19 protein-coding genes are annotated in these 24,296 nt (G+C 63.5%); 11 read left to right on the forward strand and 8 right to left on the reverse strand.

Features of this window, described 5'->3' with window-relative positions; genetic code table 11:
- Positions 1 to 218 precede the first annotated feature (218 nt).
- The 4 genes from CTATCC11996_RS02925 to CTATCC11996_RS02940 all read left to right on the forward strand — a co-directional run bounded on the left by CTATCC11996_RS02925 (position 219) and on the right by CTATCC11996_RS02940 (position 4,581).
- Positions 219 to 2,438 carry a hypothetical protein gene (locus tag CTATCC11996_RS02925; protein WP_003072879.1) on the forward strand — a complete coding sequence of 740 codons (2,220 nt, stop codon included), beginning with the start codon at positions 219 to 221 and terminating at the stop codon, positions 2,436 to 2,438.
- Between the two features lie 169 nt (positions 2,439 to 2,607).
- Positions 2,608 to 3,885, forward strand: a complete 1,278-nt coding sequence (gene yedE, locus CTATCC11996_RS02930; protein WP_223305693.1) for a selenium metabolism membrane protein YedE/FdhT — start codon at positions 2,608 to 2,610, stop codon at positions 3,883 to 3,885.
- 17 nt (positions 3,886 to 3,902) lie between these two features.
- Entirely contained in the window at positions 3,903 to 4,142 is a 240-nt protein-coding gene (yedF, locus tag CTATCC11996_RS02935) for a sulfurtransferase-like selenium metabolism protein YedF (RefSeq protein WP_003072883.1), read from the forward strand.
- Positions 4,143 to 4,224: 82 nt separating this feature from the next.
- Positions 4,225 to 4,581 (forward strand): DsrE/DsrF/TusD sulfur relay family protein, encoded by a 357-nt coding sequence (locus CTATCC11996_RS02940; protein ID WP_003072886.1) that lies wholly within the window; start codon positions 4,225 to 4,227, stop codon positions 4,579 to 4,581.
- A 340-nt stretch (positions 4,582 to 4,921) separates the two neighbouring features.
- Here the strand turns inward: CTATCC11996_RS02940 and CTATCC11996_RS02945 are convergent, their stop codons facing one another.
- Together CTATCC11996_RS02945 and CTATCC11996_RS02950 are read right to left on the reverse strand one after the other, a co-directional pair.
- Positions 4,922 to 5,965, reverse strand: a complete 1,044-nt coding sequence (locus CTATCC11996_RS02945) for a DNA/RNA non-specific endonuclease (protein ID WP_034348116.1) — start codon at positions 5,963 to 5,965, stop codon at positions 4,922 to 4,924.
- Positions 5,966 to 6,083: 118 nt separating this feature from the next.
- Positions 6,084 to 6,884: an AraC family transcriptional regulator gene (locus tag CTATCC11996_RS02950; protein WP_003072889.1), complete on the reverse strand. Its 801-nt coding sequence runs from the start codon at positions 6,882 to 6,884 to the stop codon at positions 6,084 to 6,086.
- Between the two features lie 57 nt (positions 6,885 to 6,941).
- Here CTATCC11996_RS02950 and CTATCC11996_RS02955 point away from each other — a divergent pair, with 57 nt between their 5' ends.
- The gene (locus tag CTATCC11996_RS02955; protein ID WP_003072894.1) at positions 6,942 to 7,670 is read left to right on the forward strand and encodes an aspartate/glutamate racemase family protein; all 729 of its coding nucleotides are present in this window, start codon (positions 6,942 to 6,944) and stop codon (positions 7,668 to 7,670) included.
- Between the two features lie 11 nt (positions 7,671 to 7,681).
- On the opposite strand, the gene CTATCC11996_RS02960 is transcribed toward CTATCC11996_RS02955, so the two are convergent.
- The 4 genes from CTATCC11996_RS02960 to CTATCC11996_RS02975 all read right to left on the reverse strand — a co-directional run bounded on the left by CTATCC11996_RS02960 (position 7,682) and on the right by CTATCC11996_RS02975 (position 13,148).
- Positions 7,682 to 8,755, reverse strand: a complete 1,074-nt coding sequence (locus CTATCC11996_RS02960) for an XdhC family protein (RefSeq protein ID WP_003072896.1) — start codon at positions 8,753 to 8,755, stop codon at positions 7,682 to 7,684.
- Positions 8,756 to 8,923: 168 nt separating this feature from the next.
- Positions 8,924 to 10,219: a c-type cytochrome gene (locus CTATCC11996_RS02965; protein WP_003072898.1), complete on the reverse strand. Its 1,296-nt coding sequence runs from the start codon at positions 10,217 to 10,219 to the stop codon at positions 8,924 to 8,926.
- Positions 10,220 to 10,242: 23 nt separating this feature from the next.
- Entirely contained in the window at positions 10,243 to 12,537 is a 2,295-nt protein-coding gene (locus CTATCC11996_RS02970) for a xanthine dehydrogenase family protein molybdopterin-binding subunit (RefSeq protein WP_003072900.1), read from the reverse strand.
- 2 nt (positions 12,538 to 12,539) lie between these two features.
- A complete protein-coding gene (locus CTATCC11996_RS02975) occupies positions 12,540 to 13,148 on the reverse strand; it encodes a (2Fe-2S)-binding protein (RefSeq protein ID WP_003072903.1) in 609 nt (202 codons plus the stop codon).
- A 466-nt stretch (positions 13,149 to 13,614) separates the two neighbouring features.
- Here CTATCC11996_RS02975 and CTATCC11996_RS02980 point away from each other — a divergent pair, with 466 nt between their 5' ends.
- Complete coding sequence (locus CTATCC11996_RS02980; protein ID WP_003072906.1) at positions 13,615 to 14,094, forward strand: VOC family protein; 480 nt, start codon at positions 13,615 to 13,617, stop codon at positions 14,092 to 14,094.
- Positions 14,095 to 14,401: 307 nt separating this feature from the next.
- The gene (locus tag CTATCC11996_RS02985; protein WP_003072908.1) at positions 14,402 to 15,460 is read left to right on the forward strand and encodes a beta-keto acid cleavage family enzyme; all 1,059 of its coding nucleotides are present in this window, start codon (positions 14,402 to 14,404) and stop codon (positions 15,458 to 15,460) included.
- 452 nt (positions 15,461 to 15,912) lie between these two features.
- On the opposite strand, the gene CTATCC11996_RS02995 is transcribed toward CTATCC11996_RS02985, so the two are convergent.
- On the reverse strand, positions 15,913 to 16,755 hold the full coding sequence (locus CTATCC11996_RS02995; RefSeq protein ID WP_003072912.1) for a TauD/TfdA dioxygenase family protein: 843 nt from the start codon (positions 16,753 to 16,755) through the stop codon (positions 15,913 to 15,915).
- Between the two features lie 349 nt (positions 16,756 to 17,104).
- Here CTATCC11996_RS02995 and CTATCC11996_RS03000 point away from each other — a divergent pair, with 349 nt between their 5' ends.
- Positions 17,105 to 18,121 (forward strand): AraC family transcriptional regulator, encoded by a 1,017-nt coding sequence (locus tag CTATCC11996_RS03000; protein WP_034348099.1) that lies wholly within the window; start codon positions 17,105 to 17,107, stop codon positions 18,119 to 18,121.
- A 73-nt stretch (positions 18,122 to 18,194) separates the two neighbouring features.
- Here CTATCC11996_RS03000 and CTATCC11996_RS03005 read toward each other — a convergent pair whose 3' ends face one another.
- Complete coding sequence (locus CTATCC11996_RS03005; RefSeq protein ID WP_003072917.1) at positions 18,195 to 19,112, reverse strand: LysR family transcriptional regulator; 918 nt, start codon at positions 19,110 to 19,112, stop codon at positions 18,195 to 18,197.
- A gap of 112 nt (positions 19,113 to 19,224) precedes the next feature.
- Between CTATCC11996_RS03005 and CTATCC11996_RS03010 the strand changes: the two genes are divergently transcribed.
- The 3 genes from CTATCC11996_RS03010 to CTATCC11996_RS03020 all read left to right on the forward strand — a co-directional run bounded on the left by CTATCC11996_RS03010 (position 19,225) and on the right by CTATCC11996_RS03020 (position 24,161).
- Positions 19,225 to 21,342 carry a 3-hydroxyacyl-CoA dehydrogenase NAD-binding domain-containing protein gene (locus tag CTATCC11996_RS03010; protein WP_003072919.1) on the forward strand — a complete coding sequence of 706 codons (2,118 nt, stop codon included), beginning with the start codon at positions 19,225 to 19,227 and terminating at the stop codon, positions 21,340 to 21,342.
- A 264-nt stretch (positions 21,343 to 21,606) separates the two neighbouring features.
- Entirely contained in the window at positions 21,607 to 22,803 is a 1,197-nt protein-coding gene (locus CTATCC11996_RS03015) for an acetyl-CoA C-acyltransferase (RefSeq protein WP_003072920.1), read from the forward strand.
- Between the two features lie 158 nt (positions 22,804 to 22,961).
- Complete coding sequence (locus CTATCC11996_RS03020; protein WP_003072922.1) at positions 22,962 to 24,161, forward strand: acyl-CoA dehydrogenase family protein; 1,200 nt, start codon at positions 22,962 to 22,964, stop codon at positions 24,159 to 24,161.
- The last annotated feature ends 135 nt before the right edge of the window (positions 24,162 to 24,296 follow it).

Here is a 24,296-nt window from a genome sequence, read left to right on the forward strand (position 1 = left end):
CTTTATTAAAGAAAACAAGCAGCCACTCACGATGGCGCGATAAGGCAGTGGGAGGGAGTGCAGACCAGCCCCAAGAAGCGCAAGAGTTCACAAATGTCACCATTCAGCCAGTGCAAATGACTTTTAAACTCCTCGCTTTTGATAGCGGATAGTGCAGGCAGCCATTGGTTGCAATGTGCTTTGACAAGGGCAATCCTTGCCTGGGAGTTGGTAGTTTCATGCAGAAGCAGTACGAGTGGCAGTTTTTCCGCGCCGGCGAGGTGGACCAGGTGGTGATTCGCACGGGCCAGGACATTGCCCATATTGGTGAGCTGGATCAGAAGCTGTGGGTGGCTCTGGCCTGTCCCACGCGAGGCATTGAGTTCGACAGCGCAACGCTGGATTTGATTGATGTCAGCAAGGACGGGCGCATTCGCCCCCCCGAGCTGGTGGCCGCCTGTGAATGGGCCGTGGCAAGAGTGCGTGACCCGCAGGTTCTGGCCGATGGCGGCGATGTGCTGCAACTGGACAGCATCAACGACGCGACGCAAGAAGGCGCGCTGCTGCTGGCAGAGGCCAGGCGCGTGCTGGAACTTGCAGGCCAGCCCGATGCCCGCGCCATCACGCTGGCTCAGGTGCAGGAGCGTCTGGCTTCGCTGCAGGCCCTGCGCTTCAACGGCGACGGCGTAGTCAACGCGGCCACGGCAGAAGGCAATGAGGCGGTGGCAGGCCTGATCGCCCGCATTCAGGAGCTTTATGGCGCGGTGGATGGCCACGATGGCGTGCCGGGAATCGATCGCGCCAAGGCCGAAGCTTTCTGGGCAGATCTGCACAGCCTGCAGACCTGGTTTGCTCAGGCGGCCGAGTTGGGCTGTCATCTGCAGCCGCGCGCGCTGGCGCTGGCGGCTGCCGGGGCTGTGAACGCCGTGCAGGCCAAGGTCGATGACTTTTTTGCCCGTACGCGTCTGGTGGAGTTCGATACCAACGCTCGTGCTCCTCTCAACCCGACCGAAGAAGGCTATGCCGCCCTGGGCGCGCAGGTGCTCAGCAATACCTCCGAATCGCTGGCCGCGCTGCCACTGGCCGCAGTGACGGGCGAGCGCAGCCTGCCGCTGGTGAATGGCGTCAACCCCGCCTGGGCCGCTGCCCTGCAGACCCTGCGCGAGCAGGCCGTGCAGCCCGTGTTTGGCGAGGCGCTGACAGTGCTGAGCGAAGCGCAGTGGGAGCAGCTCAAGACCATGCTGGCCAACTGCCAGCAATGGCTGGCCGCCTGCCCCGCCACGCCCTTGGGGGCAATCAGCGAAGCCGAGGTGCAGCAACTGCTGGCCAGCGGCATGCAAGCAGCGCTGACCCAGTTGCTGGACCATGACGACGCTGAAAAAGAGCATGCCGTGCAGGCCAGGGCGCTGGAAAAGCTGATTCGCCTGCAGCGCGATCTGCTGGAGCTGCTCAACAACTTTGTCTCCTTCTCCAGCTTCTATCGCCGCGAAGGTGCGGCCTTTCAGGCCGGCACGCTATTTCTCGACGGCCGCAGCTGCGACCTGACGGTGGAAGTGGCAGATGCCGCAGCCCACTCGGCGCTGGCGGCCATGGCCAAGACCTATCTGGCTTACTGCGAATGCAAGCGCGAAGGGCAGAAGAAGACCATCGCTGCGGCCTTCACGGCTGGCGACGTGGACTTTCTGTTCGTGGGCCGCAACGGCGTGTTCTATGACCGCGCGGGCAACGACTGGGATGCCACCATCGTCAAGCTCATCGACAACCCGACCAGCATCGGCCAGGCCTTCTTCTCGCCCTACAAGAAGTTTGTACGCATGATCGAGGAGCAGGTGGCCAAGCATGCTGCCGCCAAGAACGATGTGGTGAACGCCAGCCTGAGCGACAACGCCACCAAGCTGGTGACGGCCCCCAAGGATCTGACCCCGGCAACTGCAGCCCCCGCCGCGGCGCGCAAGACCGATGTGGGCACGGTGGCGGCGATTGGCGTGGCATTGGGCTCGCTGAGCGCCGTGATCGTCGGCATCTTTGGCAAGTTCATCGAGCTGGGGCCATGGATTCCCATGGCGATTCTGGGCATCATCCTGGCCATCTCGGGGCCGAGCATGCTGATTGCCTGGCTCAAGCTGCGCCAGCGCAGCCTGGGGCCGATTCTCGATGCCAGCGGCTGGGCCATCAATGGCCGCATGAACATCAATCTGGGTCTGGGCCGCAGCCTGTCGCAGACGGCCAAGGTGCCTGCCAACGCCAAGCGCAACTACGCCGACCCTTATGCCGACAGCCATGGCCTGCGCAACAGCCTGTGTGTGCTGGCACTGGTGGCCGCCGCCGCGCTGCTGGCCTGGCGCATGCACTGGCTGGACGCCGTGCTGCCCGTCAGCTGGCAGCACGGCCCTGCAGTCGCTAGCGCGGCCACGGCCATGGAGCCAGCTGCACCTGCGGGTGGCGCAGCAGCAAGGTAAGGTAAGCACCGCTGCCTTGTGCATGTGCCAGAGTGCAGATGGATAATCGCCAGCCATGTCTGAAACCAGGGTTAACCCTGGTTTCTAGCCCCTGAGCGGGCCACTTTTGTAGCCATCCACCAGCTTGTTGAAGACGCAAAAGCCAAGGGTTTTTGCGTCTTTTTTGCTGGTGCGACTGGAAAAACGTCCACGCAGCTTCGCGTGGCAGGAAAGCAAGGCAATGAGCTGGCAAGATTTCAAGCACCAATATCTGGTGCGTTTCTGGTCGCCCGTGCCCGCAGTGATTGCGGCCGGCGTCCTTTCTGCGTATTACTTCGGCATTACCGGCACCTTCTGGGCCGTGACGGGGGAATTCACCCGCTGGGGCGGGCATATCCTGCAGTTCCTCGGTGTCGATCTCTCCAATTGGGGCTATTTCAAGGTCATCGGGCTGCAAGGCACGCCGCTCACACGCGTGGACGGGCTGATGATCATCGGCATGTTTGTCGGCTGCTTCTCGGCTGCGCTTTGGGCCAATAACGTCAAGCTGCGTCAGCCCAACCACCGCATTCGCGTGTTTCAGGCCATTGTGGGCGGCATCATCGCGGGCTTTGGCGCGCGTCTGGCCATGGGCTGCAATTTGGCGGCGTTCTTTACCGGCATTCCGCAGTTTTCGCTGCATGCCTGGTTCTTCGCCATTGCCACGGCCATCGGCTCGCTGGCCGGTGCCAAGGTCAGCCTGCTGCCAATGTTCCGGATTCCCGTCAAGCTGCAGAAAGTGACGGCACCCAGGCCCCTGGAGCAAAGCGAGGCCCAGGCCAGGCGGCGCTTTCGCATCGGCGTGGCGCTGTTCCTGGCCTGTGTGGTCTGGGGCATCTGCAAGGCTGCCGAAGCGCCCAGGCTGGGCATGGCGATTCTGTTCGGTCTGGCCTTCGGCCTGATCATCGAGCGCGCCCAGGTCTGCTTTACCTCGGCCTTTCGCGATCTGTGGATCACGGGCCGCACGCAGATGGCCAAGGCCATCATCGCGGGCATGGCCGTGGGCACCATCGGCATCTACAGCTATGTGCAACTGGGCATGGACCCCAAGATCTTCTGGGCCGGCCCCAATGCCGTCATCGGCGGTCTGCTGTTCGGCTTCGGCATTGTGCTGGCCGGCGGCTGTGAAACCGGCTGGATGTACCGTGCCGTCGAAGGCCAGGTGCATTTCTGGTGGGTGGGTCTGGGCAATGTGATCGGATCGACCTTGCTGGCGCTGGTCTGGGACGACATCTCGCCCGTGCTGGCCACCAGTTACGACAAGGTCAATCTGCTCAAGGCGCTGGGTCCGCAGGGCGGCCTGTTGCTGACCTATGTGATGCTGGGTATCTCGCTGGCTCTGGTGCTGTGGTGGGAAAAGCATTTCTTTGCCAAAAAATCCCGTCTGGCCGCTGCCACAACAGCTGCCACTGCCTCGCGCATTGCCTGAATCTCAAGGAATCCATCATGAGTGACACCAAATACCTTCCCGATTTCCGCCTCGACATGCTGGGCGAGCCTTGCCCATACCCCGCTGTCGCCACGCTGGAAGCCATGCCCAGCCTGCAGCCGGGCCAGATTCTGGAAGTGGTCTCGGACTGCCCGCAGTCCATCAACAATATTCCGCTGGATGCCAGGAATCACGGCTATGAGGTGCTGGAGATTCAGCAGGACGGGCCGACGATTCGATACTTGATCAGGAAGTAACTCCCCCTGAGGCGCTTGCTTGCTGTCTCTTTGTCGGGTTGTGCCAGTTCTGGGCGTTGCGCTATTTGCTAAGGAATTTTTAATGTCCCAAAAAATCGTCATCATCGTTCACGCCGCGCCCTATGGCAGCGAGCGCTGCCTGTCGGCGCTGCGCGTGGCGACAGCCTTGCGCGGCCATGATGCCAGGCCTGAGGTGAAAGTCTTTTTGATGTCCGACGCCACCGTTGTCGGCCTGCCCAATCAGCACGATGGTGCGGGCAGCGGTCTGCAGGCCATGGTCGAGCATCTGGTTGCCGAGGGCGTGAGTGTCAGGCTGTGCCGCACCTGTGCACTGGCGCGAGGGCTGGCCGATCTGACACTGATTGCCGGCGTGGAAATAGGCACTCTGCCTGAACTGGCAGACTGGACGCTGGCGGCCGACAAGGTCATCACCTTCTAAGAAGGACGTTCACAGCATCGTTCAATACCGCCCGCATGGTTGCGGTATTGAAGGCTGGGGCAGCGGTCCGTCCTGGAGTGCGGCTCTGCACTTACCGAGCATCTTGGATGTCCATGCCTTCAAAGCGTGGTTTCACCGGCATGGCCAATGAGCACCCGCCACAAGGCCTGGCTGCTGCCGGATGTGATTCTCAAGCTGGAGGGCGCTCAGGCTTGAATCCGCAGAGTCTCTGTGAATCTGGTTTTGCTATTAAAAATGTAGCTTCTTGCGATTGTCAGTCATTGATTTCAATATGAAATCTAATTGAAAGCATTGAATGGCTTGCGCAGGTAGCTCACTTTTATGCGTGAGGCAGATTCACGGCCGACAGCAGCGGCATGCCGGTGCGGCGCGTGAACTCCTCGTAGCTGATGGGCGGTCCCATGCGGGTGTCGGCACTATTGGCCTGCCAGTACACCCAGCTCTTGCCGGTGCTGGCGTCATAGACCAGCTTGAAGAGGTAGTCGGGCACCGCCACCTTGCCTGCACCGATGGTCGAGGCATTTTTGCTGAACACCGGGCCGGTGAAGACATAGACGTCGCCCCGGGCACGCAGCGCGTATTTGCGCGTGGCCTGTTCCACCTGGCTCCAGGCTCCCGCGTTGTGCACCTGGTTTTGCGGAACCATATTGGCGAGGCTGAAACTCTGGGCCATGGCCTCGGGCGTGCTCATGTCGGCTGCCGGGGCCATATGGCCGCGCGAGAAGCCGGAGCGCTTGTAGTCATCAAGCTCGGAGCGCTCGGCGCGCGGCAGGCGGGCATCGGCATAGAACTTGTCGCTGCGCTGCAAGCCCTGGGCCTGCTGCAGAGCCTGGCGGTTCAGACGCTCGGCCACAAACACCGGGGTCTTGGTGCTGCCGTTGTGCAGAACGGCAAAACCCGAAAAGCACAGCTCGCGCTCATGGGAGTGCAGTTGCAGGGCCGGAGCCTTGCCGCCGGGAAAGAACTGGGGGCAGCTGGCAAAGTGCGTGGGCTGGGCCGTGGCCGTGACATCGGCCTTGTCCACCTTGCCGCCCACGCTGGGCGTGTGGGAGCTGGAGCCGGAACCGGAACCGGAACCGGAACGCAGACCATCCAGATCCGGCCAGCCGTTCTTGCGAAAGGCCTGCAGGCTCTGGCCCAGCGCATCGAGTGCAGGAATATGCAGGGCCGCCAGCGCCTGGCCCAGCAGTTTTTCGGCAGAGGCACCGGGATTGAAGCTGCAGCTGGCAATCTGGAAGCTGGCCAGCGCCGCTGCACCCGCAGACAGGGCAAAGCGCTTGATGCGGGAGAGACTGTAGCGAGCAGTCCTGGAAGCATTGCCGCGCTTGCGCGCGGGCGTTTTCTTTTTCTTGGCGGTCGTCATTGAGGCGGCAATGGTACGCCGCTTGAATGCTGCCTGAAGCATGGTGCGCCCCGCAGGCCGCACTTTGTGTGTCCGGCAATGAAACCGTATGTGAATCGCGTGCCTGCAGGCGCGCAACTCAAGGGCCGGGTGTTGGTTTCACGCCGTGATGTTGTCGGTACTGGCCTGGCGTCAGGCCCAGGTGCTTGCGAAACACATGGCCCATATGCGACTGATGGTTGAAGCCGCATTCCAGCGCGATCTGCGTGAGGGGCAGATCAGAGCCTCGCATCATGGCGCGGGCCGCCTGAAGCCGGGTCTCCGTGATCCAGGCATGCGGCGTCATGCCCGTGAGCCGTGTGAACTCGCGCAGAAAGCGCAAGGGGCTGGTGTCCACCATGGCGGACAGATCGGCAATGCTCAGCGGTCGATCGAACTCGGCGGCAATGCGCTCCAGCACGCGTCCATAGCCGGCGCCGGGGCGCGCGTCGGCCCCGCAGGCGCTGCCCTCCTGGCAGGCCATGAACCGCAGCGCAGCCTGCTCGATGGCCAGGGCGTCCGGCCGAGGGCTGAGCAGCAGCAGGCGCAGATGCTGTGCCATCTGCAAGGCCGCACGTTGACCATGTTGCGAGATGCGCCGCGACGGCCCGGGAGCGTCAGCCTCATGGGCGGCATAGCGCAGCACCAGGTATTCACCGCCGGTGGCTGATTCGGAAAATACTTCGACGCCTGGCGGCGTATAGCTCAGGGTGCCGGGCCAGGTGTCGAAGTCCACGCGCCTGTCGGAGGCAATGGCGTGCACGCCTTGCTGTCTTTGCAGCGCAATGCCCAGCGCATGCATGCGCACCGGGTCGCGGCTGCTGTAGGCGGCGCGGCCTAGCAGATGGATCTGCACGGCTGGCGTGTCGGTTGCCGAAGGCTGAATCAGATGGGTCTTCATGGCGGGCTGAAATTTCATGATAGACGATGGCGGCCAGCGGGCCTCACACTGGCGCTCATGAATCAAGACCTGCAAACAAGCGCCGGGCCGCAGCGCGTCATCGGCCTGATCGGCGGCATGAGCTGGGAGTCCAGCGCCGAGTACTACCGCCTGATCAACCAGAGTGTCCGGGAGCGTCTGGGTGCGTTGCGCTCAGCCAGGCTGCTGATGTACAGCGTGGACTTCGGCCCTGTCGAGCAGGCCCAGCATGAAGGCCGCTGGCATGATGCGGCAGCGCTGCTGGCCGATGCGGCCCGGCGTCTGCAAGCCGGAGGCGCAGATTGTGTGCTGCTTTGCACCAACACGATGCACAAGGTGGCGGATCAGGTGGCGGCAGCCGTGTCGATTCCGTTTTTGCACATAGCCGACCCGGTCGGGGCGGCCGCGCGCGCAGCCGGTGTGCAGGTGCTGGGGCTGCTGGGTACGCGCTTCACCATGGAGCAGCCGTTCATGCGCGAGAGGCTGGAGCAGCAGTTCGGCCTGAAGGTACTGGTGCCGGACGAGGCCGAGCGCACGCAGGTGCACCGCATCATCTATGAGGAGCTTTGCGTGGGGCAGATCAGCGATGTGTCGCGCAAGCTCTATCAGCGTGCCATCGAATCATTGGCGGCCCGTGGCGCGCAGGCCGTGGTGCTGGGATGCACGGAAATCGGCTTGCTCATCAAGAGCGAAGACAGCGTGCTGCCGGTGCTGGACACCACGGCCTTGCATGCTGCAGCGGCCGTGGACTTTGCGCTGCAGGCCTGAGCCGCCGGATATCAGTGCGCCGAGCCCGGCTGGAGGATCTCAGGAATGGCGCAATGCGTGCTGGCCTCGTTCATGGCGATGTCATGCTCGTGCTTGGCCACTTCCACCGACATGGCCTGCGGCAGCGGCACGGCGTTCTTCACGGCCAGAATCTCGGCCATCACGCTCACAGCGATCTCTGCCGGAGTCTTGCTGCCGATATAGAGGCCGATGGGGCCGCGCAGCCTGGCCAGCGAGGCTTCGGTCTCGCCGAAGTGCTCCATCATGCGCTCGCGCCTTGCGTGGTTGTTGCGGCGCGAGCCGATGGCGCCCACATAGAAGGCCGGGCTGTGCAGAGCTTCGAGCAGGGCCAGGTCGTCTAGCTTGGGGTCGTGGGTGAGGGCGACGATGCAGCTGCGTGCATCGGGCTTGAAGGCCGTGACTGCATCGTCGGGCATGTCGGTGACGGTGTTGACCTGGGGCACCGACCAACTGCCCATGTATTCCTCGCGCGGGTCGCAGACGGTGACCGTGAAGCCGTTGAACAAGGCCATGGTGGCCAGGTATTCGGCCAGGGCCCCCGCACCGATCAGCAGCATGCGGTAGCCGGGGCCGAGGTGGTTGACGAGTTGCTGGCCGTCAAACTCCAGTGCGTCGGGGTGCTCGGCCGTCTGCAGGCGGACTTCACCGCTGCCGCAGTCGACACTGCGTTTCACCAGTGATCCAGCTTCCAGCTCGGCCACCAGTTGCTGCAGGCTGGCTGCATCGGGGTTGAATTCCAGCAGCAGCTCCAGCGTGCCGCCGCAGGGCAGGCCGAAACGGTGGGCCTCGTCGGCGCTCACGCCGTAACGCACCAGCTGCGGCGGGCCGTCGGCAATGCCCAGGTTCTGGTTCAGGGCCTTGGTGTGGCGGGCGATCAAGTCGTCTTCGATGCAGCCGCCCGATACCGAGCCAATGGCGCGTCCGTCCTCGCGCAAGGCCATCATGGAGCCCACTGGGCGTGGGGACGAGCCCCAGGTGCGCACCACGGTGGCCAGCAAGGCGTGCTGGCCGGCCGAGCGCCAGTCACGCAATGCCTTGAGTACCAAGACGTCGATATTGTCCATTGCTTGCTTTCTCTGTTTCTCTCGCTCGCTGCAATTTTGAAGCATCAGGCGGGCACCGGGTAGCGGCGCTACCCGTAAATGATCACCCGTAAAAAGGCCTTCCGAGGCCTGAAGGACAGGGAAGGCCGGCTTGTGCAGAGCTGTGCAGCGCTTTGGCAGCGCCTGCTGTCAATGCGCCTGGGTCTGCTTGCGCAACTGGCCTACCTTGGCGGCCAGGTCTTTCCACTCGTCCACGCCGTACTGGGCACGCATGGTGTTGAGCAGGGTGGCGATCTGTGCATCGCTGAGTGCATGGCGGAAGGCCGGCATGGTGCCCAGGTCGGCATGGGCCGGATGTTGCACGCCTTCGAGCACGGCCATGATGGCGTTGTCGGGCGATGCGGAGTGCAGGCTGGTGCTCAGGGCCAGCTGGGGACGCACGCCGAAGCTGCTGCCCGAGGGATCTGCCTTGTGGCAGGCCATGCAGGCGCCCTGGTACAGGCGGTAGCCTTCGGCATCGAGCGCCAGCTTGGGCTTGGCGGTCTTCTCTTCGATGAGTGCCTTGGCATCGCCAGGGGCGGCGTCGGCCTTGCGGTAGCTCATCAGATAAGTGGCAATGGCGTCGAGGTCGGCATCGCTTTGCTGCGACAGGCCGTGGGCCACGGGAGCCATGGGGCCGGCTGCCACGCTGTGGCGGGCCGAGAAGCCGGTCTTCATATAGTCGACCAGATCCTGCTTGGTCCAGGGCAGGGGCGAGGCCGTCTTGTCCGTCAGGGCGGGAGCATCCCAGCCTTCGGCGCTGCCGCCGGTGAGGTGGAATTCACCCGTTTTCTCGGCGGCCAGGCCGTTGCGCGGTGTGTGGCAGGCGCTGCAGTGACCCAGGCCTTCGACCAGATAGGCGCCGCGATTCCACTCGGGAGCCTGCTTTTCATCGTCCTTGACGACGCCGGGCTTGAGGTAGAGCCAGTTCCAAGCCGCAATGCCGCGGCGCACGTTGTAGGGGAAGTTCAGCGCCGTCTTAGGCGGCTGGTTCTCCACGGCGGGCTCGCTCATCAGAAAGGCGTACAGGGCCTTCATGTCCTCATCCGTCACGCGGCTGAAGGCCGTGTAGGGGAAGGCGGGGTAGAGGTACTGGCCTTCGCGGTCCACGCCGTGGCGCATGGCGCGCTCGAAGGCTTCATAGTTCCAGCTGCCGATGCCGGTCTGCAGATCGGGCGTGATGTTGCTGGTGTAGATGGTGCCGAAGGGGCTGGGCATGGCCAGACCGCCCGCATTGGTCTTGCCGTTGGGCGCAGTGTGGCAGACGGCGCAGTCGCCCATGGCGGCCAGCAGCTTGCCCTTGGCAATCTGCTGGGGCGTGAAGTCGGCAGCGGCAATGGCTGACTGGGGCGCAATCTCGCCCTGATGGGTGAGTGCCAGGCCGGCGGCAGCCAGCACGACCACTACAGCCGCACCGCCCGCCAGAATCTTTTGGAACGTTCGCATATCTATGTTCTTTATCGGTGGAGTCACTTGGACGAGGCGGCGCCGCTCTTGGCAGCCTTGAGCGCGGCCAGCACGCGGCTGGGCGTGAACGGCACTTCCAGCAGGCGCACGCCGGTGGCGTCAAAGATGGCGTTGGCCACGGCGGCCGCGCTGGGCACGGAGGCCGATTCGCCGGCGCCCATGGGCGCCTCGTTGGGACGCTCGACCAGCAGCGAGTCGATCTCGGGCAGCTCGTCAAAGCGCAGGATGGGGTAGCCGCCCCATTCCACGGAGGTGACGCCGCTCTTGTCGAAGGTGACGAACTCCTTGAGCACGCGGCTGGTGGACTGCACCACGTTGCCGTGCACCTGATGACGCACGCCTGCGGGGTTGACCATGGCGCCGGTGTCCTGGGCGACAAAGACCTTGTCGACCTTGACTTCGCCGGTTTCGCGGTCCACGGTCACATCGACCACCCAGGTCGCCCAGGCCGCACCGTAGCCGGGGAACTTGCTGTGGAAGTAGCGGGCATAGGCAAAGCCGCGACCCTTGACCAGGCGCTGATCGTCAGCAGCCGCATTGCGGCGCGCCGGGCCTTCCTGCCAGTTGCACTGCTTCTTGGCCTCGGCAATCAGCGCCACGGCGCGCGGGTCCTTGAGATAGCGCAGGCGGTACTCGATGGGGTCGGCCTTGGCCAGGTAGGCGCATTCGTCGATCCAGGACTCATGGGCGAACACATTGGGCAGGGCGGAGACGCCGCGCATCCACGAGGCGCGCACGATGGGCACGGCGTCCTGGGAGATCACGCGCATCTTGGGGTACTCGTACTGCGGAATGGCAGTGCGGTCGCCCATTTGCTGGGCATCGATCTTGGCGGACACCTTGCCCGTGAGGATCAGGGCCAGCGCCGAGGCGTTGTTCGAGGGGTAGCAGGTGCGCAGCTCGTAGGCGGCCACATTGTTTTGCTCATCCAGGCCGCCGCGCACGCGAATCAGCTGGCCCGTGCCCTTGGGCTCCCAGCCGGCTTCCTGCTCGCGCATCAGCTGCACGCGCACGGGCTTGCCCACGGCGGCCGACATCAGCACGGCGTCCGAGCAGACGTCGTCCGCGCAGTTGCGGCCGTAGCAGCCGGAGGCTTCGAGGCGGGTGACGTTGATGTTGTCGGCATTCACGTCCATGAGCTTGGCAATGTCCTTGCACACGTCGTGAGGGTTCTGCGAGCCGGTCCAGACCTGGATCTGGCCGTTGCCCACTTCGGCAATTGCACAGGACGGGCCGATGGAGCCATGAGCGTGATAGGGCCAGACATAGTCGCGGGTCAGCGCAGTCTTGACCTGCTCGATGGCCTGCAACGCGCCTTCGTCTTCCTGCAGCACGCGGTCGGTCTTGGCGTGGTCCACCAGGGTCTGGTGCAGGCCGCTCAGCGACATATCGGGCAGGCCGCTCCATTCCTTCCAGGTGACCTTGAGCTGGCGCATGGCAGCGATGGCCTGCTCTTCACGCTCGGCCACCACGCCCACGAAGTCGCCCTTGACGACGATCTTGACGATGCCGGGCAGATGGGCGATGGACTTCTCGTCCACCGACACCAGGCTGGAGCCCAGCGGAGCCGTGGCATCGGCGCCGGTGTAGGGAGGACGGATCACGCGGCCGTGCAGCATGCCGGGCACGCGCAGGTCGTGGATGTAGGTCAGCGCGCCCAGCACCTTGTTGGGGATGTCCACGCGCTGCACCGATTTGCCGATGTACTCGAAGCCGGACTTGCGCAGCTCGATCTTGTCGTCGACCTCGATCTGCAGATCCTGGCCCTGAACCAGTTCGCCATAGCCGTAGCGCTTGCCGCCGGCGATGACAAAGCCTTTCTGGGTGGTGATGCGGTCAGCGGGAACACCGGACTTTTCGCTGGCCAGCTTGATCAGCAGCTGGCGCACCTGCGCTGCGGCATGGCGCATGGGCAGGGACGATACCTGGATGGTGTTGCTGGCAATGGTGGGGCCCAGATCCGGGGTGCGGGCGGTGTGGCCCAGCACCATGGTCACGGCGGCAAAGTCCACATACAGCTCGTCGGCCACCAGCTGGCCCAGAGCCGTGCGCACGCCCGTGCCCAGGTCCACGTGGCCGTTGTAGGCCGTGACGGAGCCGTCGGCGCCAATCGCGATGAAGCTGTCCACCAGCTTGGCCGAGGGAATGGGGAAAGCGCCCTTGGCAGCCGCTTCGGGGGCGGTCTGGGCCATCAGCAGATGGCCGCCTGCCACGGAGCCGACCATCAGCATGCCGCCGGCCTTGAGCAACTGGCGACGGGTCAGTTGAGCGTGATTGTCTTTGGTGAAGAATTTCATGATCAGGCAGCCTTTGCGGTGGTGGATGCGCCGGCGGCGGGGAGGGCCGGGCTGTGGCCCTTGGCAATCAGCTCACGGGCGCGGGCGGCAGCCTGCATGATTTCCACATGGGTGCCGCAGCGGCACAGATGGCCGGACAGGGCGTGCCTGATTTCTTCGTCGCTGGCCTTGGGCTGCTGGTTGAACAGGGCGACCAGCGCCATGATCATTCCGTTGGTGCAATAGCCGCACTGCGCAGCCTGTGCATCGACAAAGGCTTGCTGCACCACGTGCAGGGTGTAGGTGCGTGCGGTGGCCGGTGCCTTTGTCTCGGCGGCGCTGACATCCAGCACGGCGCGGTCCTGCAGGGCCTGCGCGTTGGCGGCCTTGCTGGCGTCAGGCGACAGGCCTTCCAGTGTGGTGACCTTCTTGCCGTCGACCGCCTTCAGGGGCACGGAGCAGGAGCGCGCCACCTTGCCGTCGATCAGCACGGCGCAGGCACCGCATTCGCCCAGGCCGCAGCCGAACTTGGGGCCGTTGAGCTGCATGTCATTGCGCAGCACATACAAAAGAGGTGTGTCGGCAGTGGCGCTTTGCGCGTCCACTTCCTGGCCGTTCAGAGTGAATTTCATGACGTCAACAAATCGTAGGTTTCAAGGATTGAGTCTTATATATGTGTAGTCAATTATATGACTAGACAAAAATGAAAGAGATCTGCTTGATATAAAACAGATTCGATTGCTCTGGTGTGCGCTAGCGAGGCAAGGCCGGGCCGGTGCTGAGGGACTGTTTCTGAGCCCGGATCTGCGACAGCAGGGCGGACTGGCGTGGCTCCTGGGGTGGCCTTGACCGGCCTTGAAACCGGCAAGGCTGATGCGGCCTGATCCATTTCCGGTGTCTTCGTGAGAGCAGGGACGCCATGGCTATATCGGGGGGGGGATGGTCCTGCACCGACTGACATGGGGATTGAAGAGGTGAGGAAATGCGGCTTCAATGCACAGACGCCGAACTCTTCCAATGCATCGGCGCATCGGCGAGAGGGTTTTGCGGTCTGCGGGGTTTGCAGACATTCATCAGTCCCTGTTCAGGAGAGCCAAGATGGTCAGCAAAAACACGATTTGTCTCTGGTACGAAAGCGAGGCACTGGAAGCCGCCAGGTTTTACGCCCAGACTTTTCCCGACAGCGCCGTGGGCGCGGTTCACCACGCACCGGGCGACTACCCGTCCGGCAAGCAGGGCGATGTATTGACGGTCGAATTCACGGTCATGGGAATCCCCTGCCTGGGCCTGAACGGCGGCCCTGTCTTCAAGCACAACGAGGCGTTTTCGTTTCAGGTCGCGACCGACGATCAGGAGGAAACGGACCGGCTGTGGAATGCCATCGTCGGCAATGGCGGCCAGGAGAGTCAGTGCGGCTGGTGCAAGGACCGCTGGGGGCTGTCCTGGCAGATCACGCCGCGTGTGCTGACCACAGCCATTGCCGACCCGGACCGCGCGGCGGCCAAACGGGCTTTTGAAGCCATGATGGAGATGAGGAAGATCGATATCGCCGTCATCGAGGCTGCCTGGCGCGGCTAGGCAAGGCTGCGAAAGGCTGGCGGGCGGCATTCATTGTCGCGGCACAGCTGTGACGGGCCCAGTCGGTCCGGCCCAAGGGCGCATCGGGGCGCCCGCATGCGCTGGCGCACTTTGCCAAGCTTTGAGCGTCCTGGGGCAAACGCTTTGCGGACAGCTCTCCTACAGTGAAATTGCTTTCAATTTCGACGATCCGGTACCTGCCGGCCGGTGTTGCCCATGTCTTCTGAATGCCTGGCGGCAGTGCACAGGATGGGCAAGCCGAGGCCGTGGCTGTGCGTCGAAGCCCGCATTCACTTGGAGACATGTCATGAACTTTCTCGACGGCCACCTGTTCCCCGAAAACCAGCAACCCTTGATCATTACTGCGGCGCCCTATGCTCCGGGCTGGCTGCCTTCGGACTTCCCCGAAGACATTCCCGTCAGCATGGAGGCGCAGATCCAGAAAGCCGTGGACTGCTATAACGCGGGCGCCACGGTGCTGCACCTGCATGTGCGCGAGCTGGACGGCAAGGGCAGCAAGCGCCTGTCCAAGTTCAACGAACTGATCGCCGGCGTGCGCAAGGCCGTGCCCGAGATGATCATCCAGGTCGGCGGCTCCATCAGCTTTGCTCCCGAAGACGAAGGTCAGGCGGCCAAATGGCTCTCTGACGACACCCGCCACATGCTGGCCGATCTGGACCCGGTGCCCGATCAGGTGACGGTGACGGTAAACACCTCGCAGATGAACGTGACCGATCAGGCCGAAGATGCGGACTTCGCGGGCACCTCGCGCGCCAATCCCACGCTGTTCAATGCCTACAAGGAAATGACCGTGCCCGCCCAGCCGGGCTGGGTGGAGGAGCATGTGCGCCGCCTGACCAAGGCCGGCATCCAGAGCGCCTTCCAGTGCTACAACCTGAACAGCTTCGAGTCGGTGGAGCGCCTGATGCGCCGTGGCTTCTACATGGGCCCGCTGGTCATGAACTGGGTGGCGATTGCCGGCGGCATGGATACGCCCAGTCTGTACAGTCTGGCCAACTTTGTGCGCGCCGTGCCCGATGGCGCCGTGCTGACCGTGGAAAGCAATGTGCGCAACGTGCTGCCCGTGAACATGTGGGGCATTGCCGCCGGTCTGCATGTGCGCTGCGGCACCGAAGACTGTCTGTGGAACCAGACGCGCACCGAGAAGGCCAGCACCGTCTCGCAGATCGAGCAACTGGTGCGCATCTCGCGCGAATTCGGCCGCCCTGTCGCTACCGCCAGGCAGGCGCGCGAGATCAGCAAGATCGGCGTGTTCTACGACAGCGTGGAGGAAAGCCTGGCCGCCAACGGCTTTGCGCCCAACCGGCCCGGTGCCAACCAGGGTTTCCTCAGGAAGACCTCCTGATCCTCCGGAGCCGGCTTTGCCGAATCTGAACCGACATGCGCAAGAGGCCTCCATCTGGAGGCCTTTTTCATGTCCGGATGATGGTGTGGCAGGCCCGCAAGAATGGCTGCGGCAAGGTCGGGGTCGGGCCTGATGCCGGTGCCCGAAAGCGCCTGGGCCGGGTCAGGCCCTGCCAACCGGAAAGGGGCACGGTATGCGCGCCAGGCATCGCGGTGCGGCCGACGCAAGACAGAGCCGGTCAGGGCCTGGCGAGCCGGGCGTTCAGGCTGTTGGAGATGAGGAAAAAATAATAGCTGCCTGCGCTTGTTTTCAAAGCGTTTCAGGCAGCTATGTCTTTGCTTTCGAGAGTAAGCAAGCGATACCAGCTATTGTTTTTGTGCAGCCCCGCTGTGCGACGGCGACGGCGCCGGTGGCTGTAATGGCTGGTCAGAAAAGTGGCTCAGATGGCTCGCTCAAAAAGGCTTGTCACCGATGATGGCTGCGCGCTCCATCTTGCGCGCGGCGGGCCAGTAGTCTTGCACGGCGTAATGCTGGGTGCAGCGGTTGTCCCACATGGCGACGCTGCCGGGCTTCCAGCGAAAGCGCACCTGGTACTCAGGGATGGCCGCCTGGCTGATCAGGTAGTTCAGCAGCATGCTGGCACCGGGCGTCTTGTCCTGGCCATAGCGCACGTTCTCGGGCGTGTGGTAGTTGGCAAAGTGGGTGGTGAAGCTGCAGACGTAGAGAACCTTCTCGCCGGTTTCGGGGTGGGTACGCACCACGGGATGCTCGACCGGGGGATGCTGGCGGCCCAGCTCCAGACGCTTTTCTTCGGGCATGACGGCACCGAAGCCATGCTCGATGCTGGACTTGGCCTTGAGGCCGGCTATCTTCTGCTTGATGTCTTCGGGCAGATTGCGGTAAGCCTCGGCCATATTGACCCAGATGGTGTCGCCACCGACGGCCGGGCCTTCGATGCAGCGCAGCACGCAGCCCATGGTCGGGTTCTCGCGCCACTGGCCGTCGCTGTGATAGGTGTTCTCGTAGTTTTCGCGCTTTTCGCTGCGGTAGATCTGCACCAGACCGGGGTGGTCGGGGTCGCTGCCGGCCACGGGGTGGTCCTCCAGATCGCCGAAGTGGCGGGCAAAGCCCACATGCTCGGCCCGCGTGATGTCCTGATCGCGGAAGAACAGCACCTTGTGCTGCAGCAGCAGGGCGCGAATTTCCTCGGCCAGGCCCTTGTCGCGGGACGCATCGCCGAGGTGGATGTCGGAAACCTCAGCGCCGATGCTGCAGGTCAGTTGTTCGACTTTCATGGTCTTCTCCTAAGTACCCGGCAAGGCCTTGATGCAGGGCGCCGCCGTCTGATGGAAAAATTCTCGGCGCAGCAACGGCCGCAGGGCTTGACCGATCGCGTCAGCTTGTTGCCCTCTTGGGTGGGTGCAAGGAAAACCCTAGGGGCGGGCCTGGGGTGTCATGAAGTGGGCGTATCTGCGCGCCGAACCGTCATATCTGTCGTGATCTACTGGTATCCATTGATTGACTGCTTGTCGTGATATTGATACACATCAACACCCGAAATGCAGGTTGCCCTTGAGGCCTGTTTCCATCCATGAAATCCGGGCCTGTTGCGCAGTACCCGGGTCAACCGTTTTCCTGGTCACGATGAAGCCCCGTATCCGAAGTGTGAGCCTGTGCAAATACGCCAAGGTGGCGAATGAGCTCGGCATCGATCCGCTGCGCATGTTCCGCCAGGTGGGGCTGGATCACAGCTGTCTGAGCTCTCCCGACCTCATGGTTCCCGAAGCGGCGTTTGCGCAGTTGCTCGAGGCTTCGTCCGCCCAGGCCGGCCAGGCGTCGCTGGGCCTGCTCATGGGCTCGCATTGGCGTCTGTCCGACTTCGGGCCGATCAGCCTGCTGCTGCAGCACCAGGCCAGCCTCTCCAGCATGCTCAAGACCTTCAAGGACTATGACCACATGATCAGCACCACCGTGGGCACGGAGGTTGTGACCCAGGGGCGTTATTCCATCATCCAGCTGAACCTGGATACCGAGCGCGAGAGTCCGGGGCGCCACCCGGTTGAGCTGGGCATCACGGCGCTGATGAGTCTGTGCCGCTATCAGCTGGGCAAGCACTGGAGCCCGGCCAGCATCCACTTCTCGCACAGCGCACCGGGCAGCACCATGAGCCATCGCCGCGTGCTGGGCAGCGAGATCGTGTTCGGCTCGGACTTCGATGGCATCGTGGTGAGCAACGAAGATCTGGAGGCCGTCGATGCCGATCACGACAGCCTGATGGAGAGCCACGCCCGCAGCCTCATGGAGAGCCATGCACCGCGGCCCATGGCCAGATCGCTGGAGCAGCAGGTGCGTAGCACCTTGCAGTCGCTGCTGCCCCACGGCCGCCACAGCATTGCCCATGTGGCCGGCGCGCTCGGCTATACGGCCCGTTCGCTGCAGCGGCACCTGGAAACCCAGAACACCAGCTTTCAGGAAACGCTGGACGCCGTGCGCAGCCAGGCCGCGCTGCGTGCGCTGCAGAATCCGCAGCTGTCGGTGAGCGAAGCGGCAGCCCAGACCGGCTTTGCCGAGAACAGCTCATTCACGCGCTGGTTCAGCAAGCATTTTCAGCAAAGCCCCAGCAGCTGGCGCCAGCAGAATCTGAGCCGCAGGCTGTCCTGAGAACGCAAAGACATTCCAGGACCTCTTTCCGAATGAAGACGCCAGGCTGCGCGCTGGCGTTTTGCATTGCGGCTCAGGGCTGGGGCATCGCGGCCAGCCGGGTGGCTTCGGGCTGGGCCTTGGCCAGCAGAAAATCGATGCAGGTACGCACGGCCTTGGTCTGATGCCGGTTGGGCAGGTAGAGCAGATACATGTGGGTGCCGAAAATGCTGAGCCGGTACTCATCCAGCGTGCTCAGAACCTCGCCCGTGGCCAGCTTGTCCTGCACCACATAGTCGGGCACCAGGCCTACCCCCAGGCCGGCCAGGATGCCGTCGCGAAGAAAAGGGAAATGCTCGGAGATCATGGTGGGCTCCAGCATCACCTCGTGGCGCTCGGTGCCCAGATAGGCGGCCAGGCGCAATTGCCGCCCCGTGACGCCGGCGGTGATCAGCGGGCTGGCGCGCAGTGCATGCAGGGTTCTGGGCAGGCCGTGGGTCTGCGCATATTCACGGGAGGCGCAGGCCAGGTAGCGCACCGTGCCCAGGCTGCGCGCCACCAGGGACAGCGGCGGCTCCTGGATCACGCGCACGATGATGTCCACATCGTCGCGCAGATTGTCGGCCCGGTTCTCGAACAGCACGTCGAGCACGATGCCCGGGTACAGGCGCTTGAACTCGATCAGCCACTCGCTCATCACGATCTGGCCGTAGCCGCTGGGCACGCTGATGCCCACACGCCCCTGCAGGCTCTGGCCCAGCGCCGTGATGGCCTCGCGTGCGGCCAGCATTTCGTTGTGGATGTTGCGCCCGTGCTCGTACAGGCGCATGCCGATCTCCGTGGGCTCCACGCGGCGCGTGGTGCGCTTGACCAGTTGCACGCCCACGGATTTTTCCAGCTGGGTCAGGTGATAGCTCACATTGGCGCGCGTCATCTTGAGCTTGCGCGCCGCCTGACTGAGATTGCCGCTATCGATGATTTCGACCAGCAGGGTCAGCGATTGGGAGTCCATGGCGTGTTTGTCCAATTTCCTTTGACAGTCTGTCAATGATTCATGGGATTGTTAGAAAACATTGTCGTCGTAAGAATAAAGCCCATTCCATAAAGAGATTCAGGAGACACGCATGACCGCCCAAGCCAGCACCTCTGTCGTCGAACTCAGGCAAGACGGTGACGTCCTGCTCGTCAGCGTCAACAATCCGCCCGTCAATGCGCTGGGCGCTGCCGTGCGCCAGGGGCTGATGGCGGCCATGGAGCAGGCCGATGCCAGCGCCGCGGTCAAGGCCGTGGTCATCGTGGGCGAGGGCAAGGCGTTCATCGCCGGTGCCGATATCCGCGAATTTGGCAAGCCCCCGGTCCAGCCTTTCCTGCCCGATGTCTGCAACCGTATCGAGGCCTGCAGCAAGCCCGTGGTGGCCGTGATCCACGGCGCGGCACTGGGCGGCGGTCTGGAGATCGCCATGTCGGCGCATTACCGCCTGGCGCTGCCTGGCGCGAAGCTGGGTCTGCCCGAAGTCTCTCTGGGTCTGCTGCCCGGCGCTGGCGGCACCCAGCGTGCGCCGCGCCTGATGGGCGTGAAGGCCGCAACCGAGCTGATGCTCAGCGGCCAGCAGATCGGTGCCAAAGCCGGACTGGCTGCCGGTCTGGTGGACAAGCCGGACGATGGCACGGACCCCGTGGCTGCGGGCCTGGCCTATGCGCGTGAGTTGCTGGCGCAGGGCGCGCCGCTGCGTCCCGTCAGCGCCACGCCGGGTCGTCTGGCCGACAAGGCCGCCGCCCAGGCAGAACTCGATGCGCTGCGTGCCGACACGGCCAAGAAGTCGCGCGGTCTGTTTTCGCCGCTGAAGATCATCGATTGCGTGCAGGCCGCGCTGGATCTGCCTTTTGCCGAAGGCCTGAAGTTCGAGCGTACCCAGTTTCTGGCCTGTATCGACAGCCCGCAGCGTGCCGGCCTGATCCACGCCTTCTTTGCCGAGCGCGAGACGGCCAAGATTCCCGAAGCCCGTGCCGCCCAGCCACGCGCCTTCAGCAAGATTGCCATCATCGGCGGCGGCACCATGGGCGCGGGCATCACCGTCTCGGCGCTGGATGCCGGCCTGGTCGTGACCATGATCGAGCGCGATGCCGAATCCATCGCACGCGGACAGGCCAACGTGGAAAAGGTCTACAACGGCCTGATCGCCAAGGGTCGCATGAGCGAGGAGGCCAAGGCCGCTATTCTTGCGCGCTATACGCCCTCGACCCGCTATGACGAAATTGCCGATGTGGATCTGGTGATCGAGGCGGTCTTCGAAGACCTGGAGGTCAAGAAGGCCGTGTTCAAGGAGCTGGACCGTGTCTGCAAGAGCGGCGCCGTGCTGGCCACCAACACCTCGTATCTGGACATCGACGCGATTGCCGCCGTCACCAGCCGCCCGCAGGATGTGATCGGTCTGCACTTCTTCAGCCCGGCCAACATCATGAAGCTGCTGGAGATCGTCGTGCCTGCCAAGGTGGCGCCCGATGTGGTGACCACGGCCTTCGAGCTGGCCAGGAAGATGAAGAAGGTGCCGGTGCGCGCCGGCGTCTGCGACGGCTTTATCGGCAACCGCATTCTGGCCACCTACAAGCAGGCCGCCGACTACCTGATGGAAGACGGTGCCAGCCCCTACGAGATCGACGAGGCCGTGCGCGGTTTCGGCTTTGCCATGGGGCCCTTCCAGGTCACCGACCTGGCCGGTGGCGATATCGGCTGGGCCACGCGCAAGCGCCGCGCTGCCACGCGCGACCCCAAGGCCCGTTATGTGGAGATTGCCGACCGCATCTGCGAGCAGGGCTGGTTCGGCCAGAAGACGGGACGCGGCTTTTACCTCTACCCGCAAGGCGCGCGCATCGGTCAGCCCGACCCCGAAGTGCTTGCGATTGTGGATGCCGAGCGCGCCAAGAAGGGCGTGACACCGCGCCCGTTCACCGCCGAGGAAATCATGCGCCGCTACATGGCCGCCATGGTCAACGAAGGCGCCAAGGTGGTGGGCGAGGGCATTGCGCTGCGCCCGCTGGATGTGGACGTGACTTTTATCTCCGGCTACGGCTTTCCGCGCCACCGCGGCGGCCCCATGAAATGGGCCGATATGCAGGGCCTTGACAAGGTGCTGGCCGATATCGAAGCCTTTGCCAAGGAAGATGCGCTGTTCTGGAAGCCTGCGCCGCTGCTGCAGAAGCTGGTGGCCGAGGGCAAGAACTTCGAAAGCCTGAATAAGTAATACCCCCTGAGGCGCTCCGCGCCTTCCCCCTCTCTCGCTTCGCGGGAGGAGGACACAGCCCTCGCTGCGGGGCGGCGGGGCCGCCTAGGCCCTTGCTCGGCAGTCCGCCGATGGGGTGTGCCAGTTTTTGAGCGGTTAATTTAAAAAAGGAGCTGCTAGCGCTTTATTGGTATTGATTTCAGTATGAAAAGTATCTGAATTCAATGATTTACAAGTGAAGACAGCTATCAAAATAATTTTTCAACATTCACAGAGACAAGCACCATGCGTGAAGCCGTTATCGTTTCCACCGCCCGCACACCGCTGACCAAGTCGCATCGTGGCGAGTTCAACATCACTCCTGCCGCCCAGCTGGCTGCTTTCTCCGTCAAGGCGGCGGTGGAGCGCTCGGGTGTCGATCCCGAAATGATCGAGGACCTGATTCTGGGCTGCGGCAACCCCGACGGTTTCCAGGGGCGCAATCTGGGTCGCCAGACCGTGTTGCGCGCCGGGCTGCCGCTGTCGATCGCCGGCACCACGATCACGCGTTTTTGCGCCTCGGGTCTGCAATCCATCGCCATCGCGGCGGGTCGCGTCGTGGCCGAGGGCGTGGACGTGATGCTGGCCGGCGGTATCGAAACCATCTCCGGCATCCGGGCCGGCAACAATCTGCCCACCGACATGGACCCCTGGCTGGTGGAGCACAAGCCCGAGCTGTACATGGCCATGATCGACACCGCCGATGTGGTGGCCAAGCGCTACGGCATCACGCGTGAAGACCAGGACGCATTCTCGCTGCAAAGCCAGCAGCGCACGGCTGCGGCCCAGGCCGCCGATCTGTTCAAGGACGAGATCATCGCCTGCTCCACACGCATGATGGAGAAGAACAAGGAAACCGGCGAAGTCACCTACCGCGACGTGGTGGCCACCCAGGACAACTGCAACCGCGCCAGCACCACGCTGGAGGGGCTGGGCAAGCTCGAGCCTGTGAAGGGCCCTGGCAACTTCATCACGGCCGGCAATGCCTCGCAGCTGTCCGACGGCTCCAGCGCCTGCGTGGTGATGGAAGCCAGGCTGGCAGAGCGTCTGGGCCTCAAGCCCCTGGGCGCTTTCCGCGGCTTTGCCGTGGCTGGCTGCGAGCCTGACGAGATGGGCATTGGCCCCGTGTTTGCCGTGCCCAAGCTGCTCAAGCGCCACGGCCTCACGGTGGATGACATCGACCTGTGGGAGCTGAACGAAGCCTTTGCCTCGCAGGCCCTGTATTGCCAGCGTCAGCTGGGCATTCCCAACGAACGTCTGAATGTCAACGGCGGCGCGATTTCCATCGGCCACCCCTTCGGCATGACCGGTGCACGCCTTACCGGTCACATCCTGCTCGAAGGCCAGCGCCGCAAGGCTCGCAACCCCAAGGTCAAGTGGGGCGTGGTGACCATGTGCATTGCCGGCGGCATGGGTGCTGCTGGCCTGTTCGAGATTTACTAAACACCCCCTGAGCGGCTGGCGCCGCTTCCCCCTCTCTCTTCGGGAGGGGGACGACGCCTTTGCTGCGAGACGGCTCTTGCTCGGCGCCTCTGGTTCAGAGCGTGCCGGTGTCAGAGGCTGCAAAGGCGCGCCGCGCCATGGATTACCAGGAAATAGCAATGGATTTGCAATTCACCCCCCAGGAAGAGGCGTTTCGCGCCGAGGTGCAGACTTTTCTCAAGGAGAAGCTGCCCAAGCATATTTCGCTCAAGATCAAGGCCGGCCAGCGTCTGAGCAAGGCCGATCAGGATGAGTGGCATGCCATCCTCAACGAGCGCGGCTGGTATGCGAATCACTGGCCCCAGGAGCATGGCGGCCCGGGCTGGGGAGCGGTCGAGAAGTTCATCTTCGACACCGAATGCGCGCTGGCCGGCGGCCCGCGCATCGTGCCCTTCGGCGTGAACATGCTGGGGCCGGTGCTGATCAAGTACGGCAACGAGCAGCAAAAGAAGTACTGGCTGCCGCGCATTCTGAGTGGGCAGGACTGGTGGTGCCAGGGCTATTCCGAGCCCGGCGCGGGCTCCGATCTGGCGTCGGTGAAGACCACGGCTGTGCGCGATGGTGACTTCTACATCGTCAACGGCCAGAAGACCTGGACCACACAGGGCCAGCACGCCAATATGATCTTCTGCCTGGTGCGCACCAACCGCGAGGCCAAGGCCCAGGCCGGCATCAGCTTTTTGCTGGTAGACATGAGCAGTCCCGGCGTGGAGCTGCGTCCCATCCGCACGCTGGATGGCGACAAGGAAGTCAACGAAGTCTTCTTCACCGATGTGAAGGTGCCTGTCGAGAATCTGGTGGGCGAGGAAAACAGGGGCTGGACCTATGCCAAGTATCTGCTGACCTATGAGCGCACCGGCATTGCGGGCGTGGGCTTCTGCATCTCGGCCCTGGCCAAGCTCAAGGTCATCGCCGCCAAGGTGCACAAGAACGGCCAGCCTTTGAGCCAGGATCCGCTGTTCGCCGCCCGCATGGCCCGTGTCGAGATCGACCTGGAGAACATGAAGACGACTAACCTGCGCGTGATCGCCGCCGTGGCCGGTGGCGGCGTGCCCGGTGCGGAAAGCTCCATGCTGAAAATCCGCGGCACCGAGATCCGCCAGGAGATCCTGTCGCTGATCCGCCGCGCCATGGGCGTGTATGCCGTGCCCTATATCGACGAGGCCCAGTACGAAGGCTATGACCAGGCGCCCGTGGGCGGCATCGACGAGGCCGCCACGGCCTCGGCCAACTATTTCAACTACCGCAAGCTGTCGATCTTCGGTGGCTCCAACGAAATCCAGAAGAACATCATCTCCAAGATGATTCTGGGCTTGTGAACCTGTAACCCCCTGAGTCGCTTCGCGCCTTCCCCCAAGGGGGACGACAACTTCGCGTCGGGGCGGCCCTAGCTCGGTGTCTCCCGCGAAGGGGGGCATGCCAAGCGATATGGGTCTCTTGTTGGGTAGAAAGAA

This window comes from Comamonas testosteroni ATCC 11996 (genome assembly GCF_000241525.1).
Lineage (GTDB): Bacteria > Pseudomonadota > Gammaproteobacteria > Burkholderiales > Burkholderiaceae_C > Comamonas > Comamonas testosteroni.

Coding starts and splice junctions, on each gene's coding strand:
- CTATCC11996_RS03000 (WP_034348099.1), top strand. CDS start 17,105: ATGAAGCCCCGTATCCGAAGTGTGAGCCTGTGCAAATACGCCAAGGTG.
- CTATCC11996_RS02970 (WP_003072900.1), bottom strand. CDS start 12,537: ATGAAATTCTTCACCAAAGACAATCACGCTCAACTGACCCGTCGCCAG.
- CTATCC11996_RS02975 (WP_003072903.1), bottom strand. CDS start 13,148: ATGAAATTCACTCTGAACGGCCAGGAAGTGGACGCGCAAAGCGCCACT.
- CTATCC11996_RS02960 (WP_003072896.1), bottom strand. CDS start 8,755: ATGGACAATATCGACGTCTTGGTACTCAAGGCATTGCGTGACTGGCGC.
- CTATCC11996_RS02965 (WP_003072898.1), bottom strand. CDS start 10,219: ATGCGAACGTTCCAAAAGATTCTGGCGGGCGGTGCGGCTGTAGTGGTC.
- CTATCC11996_RS02925 (WP_003072879.1), top strand. CDS start 219: ATGCAGAAGCAGTACGAGTGGCAGTTTTTCCGCGCCGGCGAGGTGGAC.
- CTATCC11996_RS03010 (WP_003072919.1), top strand. CDS start 19,225: ATGACCGCCCAAGCCAGCACCTCTGTCGTCGAACTCAGGCAAGACGGT.
- CTATCC11996_RS03005 (WP_003072917.1), bottom strand. CDS start 19,112: ATGGACTCCCAATCGCTGACCCTGCTGGTCGAAATCATCGATAGCGGC.
- CTATCC11996_RS03015 (WP_003072920.1), top strand. CDS start 21,607: ATGCGTGAAGCCGTTATCGTTTCCACCGCCCGCACACCGCTGACCAAG.
- yedF (WP_003072883.1), top strand. CDS start 3,903: ATGAGTGACACCAAATACCTTCCCGATTTCCGCCTCGACATGCTGGGC.
- CTATCC11996_RS02980 (WP_003072906.1), top strand. CDS start 13,615: ATGGTCAGCAAAAACACGATTTGTCTCTGGTACGAAAGCGAGGCACTG.
- CTATCC11996_RS02945 (WP_034348116.1), bottom strand. CDS start 5,965: ATGACGACCGCCAAGAAAAAGAAAACGCCCGCGCGCAAGCGCGGCAAT.
- CTATCC11996_RS02940 (WP_003072886.1), top strand. CDS start 4,225: ATGTCCCAAAAAATCGTCATCATCGTTCACGCCGCGCCCTATGGCAGC.
- CTATCC11996_RS02955 (WP_003072894.1), top strand. CDS start 6,942: ATGAATCAAGACCTGCAAACAAGCGCCGGGCCGCAGCGCGTCATCGGC.
- CTATCC11996_RS02950 (WP_003072889.1), bottom strand. CDS start 6,884: ATGAAGACCCATCTGATTCAGCCTTCGGCAACCGACACGCCAGCCGTG.
- CTATCC11996_RS03020 (WP_003072922.1), top strand. CDS start 22,962: ATGGATTTGCAATTCACCCCCCAGGAAGAGGCGTTTCGCGCCGAGGTG.
- CTATCC11996_RS02995 (WP_003072912.1), bottom strand. CDS start 16,755: ATGAAAGTCGAACAACTGACCTGCAGCATCGGCGCTGAGGTTTCCGAC.
- CTATCC11996_RS02985 (WP_003072908.1), top strand. CDS start 14,402: ATGAACTTTCTCGACGGCCACCTGTTCCCCGAAAACCAGCAACCCTTG.